6 protein-coding genes, 1 tRNA gene and 1 pseudogene are annotated in these 6,687 nt (G+C 59.7%); 7 read left to right on the plus strand and 1 reads right to left on the minus strand.

From position 1 onward, the window contains the following. Window positions 1–116: 116 nt before the first annotated feature. Window positions 117–1,343, minus strand: coding sequence for a S1C family serine protease (locus tag BVER_RS22645; protein WP_050455196.1), 1,227 nt, complete (start codon window positions 1,341–1,343; stop codon window positions 117–119). 20 nt (window positions 1,344–1,363) lie between these two features. Here BVER_RS22645 and BVER_RS22650 point away from each other — a divergent pair. The 7 genes and pseudogenes from BVER_RS22650 to BVER_RS22680 all read left to right on the plus strand — a co-directional run bounded on the left by BVER_RS22650 (window position 1,364) and on the right by BVER_RS22680 (window position 6,460). Beyond that, window positions 1,364–2,110: pseudogene (locus tag BVER_RS22650) on the plus strand (Nif3-like dinuclear metal center hexameric protein). A 217-nt stretch (window positions 2,111–2,327) separates the two neighbouring features. Next, a complete protein-coding gene (gene petA / locus BVER_RS22655; protein WP_050455197.1) occupies window positions 2,328–2,948 on the plus strand; it encodes a ubiquinol-cytochrome c reductase iron-sulfur subunit in 621 nt (206 codons plus the stop codon). After that, a complete protein-coding gene (locus BVER_RS22660; protein ID WP_050455198.1) occupies window positions 2,949–4,331 on the plus strand; it encodes a cytochrome b in 1,383 nt (460 codons plus the stop codon). Between the two features lie 21 nt (window positions 4,332–4,352). Continuing rightward, on the plus strand, window positions 4,353–5,108 hold the full coding sequence (locus tag BVER_RS22665) for a cytochrome c1 (protein WP_050455203.1): 756 nt from the start codon (window positions 4,353–4,355) through the stop codon (window positions 5,106–5,108). Window positions 5,109–5,198: 90 nt separating this feature from the next. Continuing rightward, window positions 5,199–5,810, plus strand: coding sequence for a glutathione S-transferase N-terminal domain-containing protein (locus BVER_RS22670; RefSeq protein ID WP_050455199.1), 612 nt, complete (start codon window positions 5,199–5,201; stop codon window positions 5,808–5,810). 64 nt (window positions 5,811–5,874) lie between these two features. Further along, window positions 5,875–6,366: a ClpXP protease specificity-enhancing factor gene (locus tag BVER_RS22675; protein WP_050455200.1), complete on the plus strand. Its 492-nt coding sequence runs from the start codon at window positions 5,875–5,877 to the stop codon at window positions 6,364–6,366. A gap of 18 nt (window positions 6,367–6,384) precedes the next feature. After that, window positions 6,385–6,460 (plus strand) — tRNA-Thr (locus tag BVER_RS22680). Window positions 6,461–6,687: the final 227 nt, after the last annotated feature.

The following is a 6,687-nucleotide window of genomic DNA, read 5'->3' on the forward strand; positions in this document are numbered from 1 at the left end:
GGCATTTTGTCCGGGGGGAATCCCTGAGTCGCAGTTAAATGCGGGCATAAAAAAGGCAGCTTCCATGACGGGAGCTGCCTTTTTGTTTTCAGCGCGTTTTCAGCGACGCTTAATGCTTATTCGTCGTTCTGGTCGCCCTGATCGCCTTGATCTTCATCCGGCATTTGCGGCGCGCGCGGTTGCGCGGGGCGCTTGCCGATCACGACGTTCACATCGAGCTCCTTGTTCTTGCGCATGACGTGAACCTTCACCGCCGTGCCCGGCTTGATCTGCGCGACGACGTTCAGCAGGCGCGTGGTGTCGGTGATGGTGTCGTCGTTGATGCTGACGAGGATATCGCCCGGCTTGATGCCCGCCTTGTCCGCCGGACCGCCTTGCAGCACGCCCGCGACGATCGCGCCGGTCTTCTGATCCAGCCCGAACGATTCGGCGATTTCCGGCGTCACGTCCTGCGGCTCCACGCCGATCCAGCCGCGCGTGACCGTGCCCGTCGTGATGATGCTCTCCAGCACGCTGCGCGCCGTCGACACGGGAATCGCGAAGCCGATGCCCAGCGAGCCGCCGCTGCTCGAGTAGATCGCCGTATTGATGCCGAGCAGGTTGCCGTTCACGTCGACCAGCGCGCCGCCCGAATTACCGGGATTGATGGCCGCATCGGTCTGGATGAAGTTCTCGAACGTGTTGATGCCGAGATGATTGCGCCCGAGCGCGCTGACGATACCCATCGTGACCGTCTGGCCTACGCCGAACGGATTGCCGATCGCCAGCACGACATCGCCGACGCGCGTCTGATCCATGCGGCCGAGCGTGATGGTCGGCAGATTCGTCATGTTGATTTTCAGCACGGCGAGGTCGGTTTCCGGATCGACGCCGATCACTTTCGCGCTGGACGTGCGACCATCGGCGAGCGCGACTTCGATCTGGTCGGCACCGTCGACGACATGCTGGTTCGTTAGAATGTAACCTTCCGAGCTGACGATGACACCCGAGCCGAGATTCGACGCTGGCGGCTCGTCAGACTTGCGCTTGTTCTTGTCGCCGAAAAAGTAGCGGAAGAGCGGATCTTTCGCGCGCGGATCGGGCGGCAGGTTGCCGTCCTTGCTGGAGAACACGTTCACGACCGCGGGCATGGCTTTCTGCGCGCCCTCGGAATACGACGATTGCAGCGGGCGCGAGCCGATACTTGGCGCGACCTCCTGCAATGCGACGATCGGCTCGGCGAGCTGCTTGCCGAATTGACCCTGACGTTGAAGCCACTGTGGTTTCAAGGTCGCGATGATGAACATCAAGGCCAAAAGCACGGTGACCGCTTGGGCAAATAATAGCCAGAAGCGTCTAAGCATTTGAAGGGATAGAGGATTTCATGGATCGGATCGAACTCGAATTGTATCTGAACAATTTGCTGGAAATCGGCCGCTTCAAGGACTATTGCCCGAACGGTCTGCAGGTGGAAGGCGCGCGCCGCGTTCAGAAGATCGCCACCGGCGTCACGGCCTCGCTCGCCTTTCTGGAAGCGGCGCGGGAATGGGGCGCGGACGCCGTGCTCGTACACCACGGCTACTTCTGGAAGAACGAGCCGCCGCAGATCACGGGGCGCAAGTACTAGCGGCTGCGCACGCTGATCCAGAACGATATCAGCCTGTTCGCGTACCACTTGCCGCTGGATTCGCATCCCGAGTTCGGCAACAACGCGCAGTTGGGCGCAAGCTTCGGTTTGATCGCCGATGGGCGTTTCGCCGATCAGGACCTCGGCTGGATCTCGACGCTCAGCATGCCGCTGTCGCTCGAGCATTTTTCGGCGGTCGTCGAGAACGCGCTCGGCCGCAAGCCGCTCGTCTTCGGCGATACCGGCCGCGAGCTGCGCCGCGTGGCGTGGTGCACGGGCGGCGCGCAGGGCTATTTCGAGCAGGCCATCGCCGCCGGCGCGGACGTCTACGTGAGCGGCGAAGTATCCGAGCAGACCATGCATATCGCGGCGGAATCGGGCGTGGCGTATATCGCGGCCGGACATCACGCGACCGAGCGTTTCGGCGTGCAGGCGCTCGGCGCGCACTTGTCCGAGGAATTCGATATCGAGCATGTTTTCATCGATATCGATAATCCGGTTTAATGGCTTTTAAGCGCCGGTTTCGGATTATCCGGCGCTTGCAGTTGCCTTAAAACAATGCTTCACGATAAAGCGCGAAAACGTGGGGAAAACCCTGAAGCATCAAGGACTTCGAGTGATTTTTCCTATTCGGGCCTTGTAAATGCCAACTCCATTCGCGCACACTAACGGCGGAACACTGATGTGACGGTATAAATCCAACTCAGAAGTGGGGCGTGTGATGCGAGACAACGATGAAAAACGCGTCGACGGCGGCCGCCGTACCTGGCTGATAGCGACGACCGTGGCTGGTGGTGTCGGAGGTGTGGCAACCGTAGTGCCTTTCGTGAGTTCGTTTGCGCCATCGGCGAAGGCCAAGGCGGCGGGCGCGCCCGTCGAGGTCGATATCAGCGGACTCAAGCCGGGCGAGATGATGACCGTCGCCTGGCGCGGCAAACCGGTGTGGATTCTCAACCGCACCGACGAGATGCTCTCCGACATCGTGAAGGCCGACAACGAAGTGGCCGACCCGAAGTCGAAGATGGAATTCTCGATGCCGTTGCCGGAGTACTGCAACAACGAGTATCGATCGCGCGCCGATCACAAGAACATTCTGGTGGCGGTCGCGGTGTGCACGCATCTGGGCTGCACGCCGACGCCGCGTTTCACCGAGGGTCCCCAACCCAATCTCCCTGATAACTGGCCGGGCGGCTTTTTATGCCCGTGTCACGGCTCGACCTATGACCTGGCGGGCCGCGTCTTCAAGAACAAGCCCGCGCCGCAGAATCTGGACATACCGCCGTTCATGTTCACTTCCGCGACGCAACTCGTGATCGGCAAGGACGAAAAGGGAGAGGCTTAAATGGCTAGCGCTGAAAAGGAAGTAGAGACAACGGGCCTGACCGGTTGGATCGATCGCCGGTTTCCGCTGACCTCGACCTGGAAGCAACACGTATCCGAGTACTACGCGCCGAAGAACTTCAACTTCTGGTATTTCTTCGGCTCGCTGGCGTTGCTGGTGCTGGTGAACCAGATCGTCACCGGCATCTTCCTCACGATGAACTACAAGCCCGATGCGACGCTCGCGTTCGCATCGGTCGAGTACATCATGCGCGAGGTGCCGTGGGGCTGGCTGATCCGCTACATGCACTCCACGGGCGCGTCGATGTTCTTCGTCGTCGTGTATCTGCACATGTTCCGCGGGCTGATGTACGGCTCGTACCGAAAGCCGCGCGAACTCGTGTGGATTTTCGGCTGCGCGATTTTCCTATGCCTGATGGCGGAGGCGTTCTTCGGCTATCTGCTGCCGTGGGGGCAAATGTCCTTCTGGGGCGCGCAGGTGATCGTGAACCTGTTCTCGGCGATTCCCTTCATCGGCCCGAACCTGTCGCTGTGGATTCGCGGCGACTACGTGGTGTCCGATGTCACGCTGAACCGCTTCTTCGCGTTCCATGTCATCGCGATTCCGCTGGTGCTGGTCGGTCTCGTGGTCGCGCATCTGGTCGCGCTGCATGAAGTCGGCTCGAACAATCCGGACGGCATCGAGATTAAGGCGAAGAAGGACGCGAACGGCATCCCGCTCGACGGCATTCCGTTCCATCCGTACTACTCGGTGCATGACTTCATGGGCGTGACCGTGTTCCTGCTGATCTTCGCGGCGATCATTTTCTTCGCGCCGGAAATGGGCGGCTACTTCCTCGAAGCGAACAACTTCGTGCCGGCCAATCCGCTGCAGACGCCGCCGGAAATCGCGCCGGTCTGGTATTTCACCGCCTTCTACGCGATGCTCCGCGCCACCACCGATCCGTTCAAGATCGTGCTGATGATCGTCATCGCGCTGCTCGGTCTGCTCGCGCTGCTGAAGGCGCGCGGCAAGTGGAAGCTCGGTCTGCCGGTGCTGGCCATCGCCGTGCTGATCTTCATGGCGCTGACGGAATCGAAGTTCTGGGGCGTGGTCGTGATGGGCACGGCGGTCGTATCGCTGTTCTTCCTGCCGTGGCTCGACCGCAGTCCGGTGAAGTCGATCCGCTACCGGCCGATGTTCCACAAGGTCTTCTACGGCATTTTCATTCTGGCGTTCCTGACGCTGGGTTTCCTCGGCACGAGACCGCCATCGCCCGGCGCGACGCTGATCGCCCAGATCTGCGCGCTGATTTATTTCGCGTTTTTCCTCGGTATGCCTTTCTGGACGCCGCGCGGCAAATTCAAGACGCCGCCCGAGCGAGTGCACTACAAACCCCATTGAGTGCGTCCGGAGAAAAACACGATGAAAAAATGGCTCTCTACAATAGCGATGATCGGCGCGGCGCTGTTTGCGTTCGGCGCGGCGCCGGTGCATGCGCAGGAAGAGGCGGTGCTGGATCGCGCGCCCGACAGTTCGGACAATCTTGCTTCACTGCAACATGGCGCGCAAATCTTTGTAAACTACTGCCTGAACTGCCATAGCGCGAATCTGATGCGGTACAACCGGCTGACCGACATCGGCATCAGCGAGAAGCAGATTCAGGAGAATCTGCTCTTCACGACCGACAAGGTCGGCAATACGATGTCGATCGCCATGCGCCCGGACGACGCGAAAGCGTGGTTCGGCGCGTCGCCGCCGGATTTGTCGGTGGAGGCGCGGGCGCGCGGGAAGGACTGGCTGTACACGTATCTGCGGAGTTTCTACCGCGATCCGGCCCGGCCGACGGGCTGGAACAATCGCGTGTTCGAGTATGTCGGAATGCCGCATGTGTTGTGGACGCTGCAAGGCATCCGCGATGCGAAGTTCGAGATGGAAACGGACGAGAAAACCGGCGAAAAGGTCCGAAGATTTGTCGGCTACACTCAGGTTACACTGGGTGTCATGTCCAACGTGGATTATGATTCTGCTGTGGCGGATCTGGTTTCGTACCTTTCGTGGATGTCGGAGCCCGCGCAGCAGACGCGCAAACGGCTCGGCGTTTGGGTTCTGCTCTTCCTGGCGTTGTTGAGCTTCCTCGCGTGGCGCCTGAACACGGCATACTGGAAAGATATCAAATAGCGCGCCTTCGACGGCGTGGGTCGGCCTGACGGAGTTTTCCGCGAAACGTCGCGGCCGGCCCTTCGAGTTTACTGAAGGAACTTTAAAAACATGATGGTTCTGTATTCCGGCACTACTTGCCCCTTCTCCCAGAGCTGCCGGCTGGTGTTGTTCGAAAAGGGCATGGATTTCGAGATTCGTGACGTCGATCTGTTCAACAAGCCGGAAGACATCGCGGTGATGAACCCGTACGGCCAGGTGCCGATTCTCGTCGAACGCGACCTGATCCTGTACGAGTCGAACATCATCAATGAATACATCGACGAGCGGTTCCCGCATCCGCAACTGATGCCGGCCGATCCGGTGCAGCGTGCTCGTGCGCGTCTGTTCCTGCTGAACTTCGAGAAGGAGTTGTTCGTCCACGTCGGCACGCTCGAGAACGAGAAGGGCAAGGCGGCGGAGAAGAATCACGAGAAGGCACGCGGCGCGATCCGCGATCGTCTCACGCAACTCGCTCCGATCTTCCTGAAGAACAAGTACATGCTGGGCGAAGAGTTCTCGATGCTCGACGTCGCGATCGCCCCGCTGTTGTGGCGCCTGGATCACTACGGCATCGAACTGTCGAAGAACGCCGCCCCGTTGATGAAATACGCCGAGCGCATTTTCAGCCGTCCGGCCTACATTGAAGCGCTGACGCCTTCCGAAAAGGTGATGCGTCGATAGTTTTGCGAGTTTCCGGACGCGGCACGCGCTTTTCGCGCGGCCGCCGCCCGGCAGAGGAAAGTTGATGCAAGAGATTTCCACCAAACCCTACTTGTTGCGCGCGCTCTACGAGTGGTGCACGGATAACGGTTTCACGCCTCATATCGCCGTGCGTGTCGACAACTCGACGCGCGTGCCGCGCCAGTTCGTCCGCAATGACGAGATCGTGTTGAACATCAGCTTCGAGGCGACCAGCCAGCTGCAGATGGGCAACGAATGGATCGAGTTCAGCGCGCGCTTCTCGGGCAAGTCGCACAAGATCGAAGTGCAAGTGGCGAAAGTGCTCGCCATCTATGCCCGTGAGAACGGGCAAGGCATGGCATTTCCCGTCGAGCCCGCATCGGCCGATGCCGCTAGCGCGTCGCGACCGTTCCAGCACGAGCCGCTTCAGCTCGACGAATCGGAGCACGAAGCCGCTGAACCGGCCCGCGCTTCCAGGCAGGACGAGCCCGCTTCCAGCGCCGAGGACGACGCGTCGAAATCGTCGGGGCGTACTCACCTCAAAGTCGTTAAATGAAGTAGAATTTCGACCTTCGCCGGTTTAGCTCATCAGGTAGAGCGCTTGACTTGTAATCATGAGGTGGCGGGTTCGAGTCCTGCAACCGGCACCAAGACTTACGCCGACGGGTCGTGCGATGTCCGCACGACCCGTTTGCTTTCAGTAGGTCTGGGAGCATTTTGAAGGTGAGCAATAAATCAGCTTCAAAAAGTTGTTGACACTGACCAAAACGTTATTCACAATTTCATCTCTCTGCTGCTGATGCAGCGACGCAAGACGGAAGGGCGGTGGTAGTAGCAAGTCACCGCGCTTCAGTTTGCGATGTGCTCTTTAAAAACT

This window comes from Candidatus Burkholderia verschuerenii, from assembly GCF_001189365.1.
Lineage (GTDB): Bacteria > Pseudomonadota > Gammaproteobacteria > Burkholderiales > Burkholderiaceae > Caballeronia > Caballeronia verschuerenii.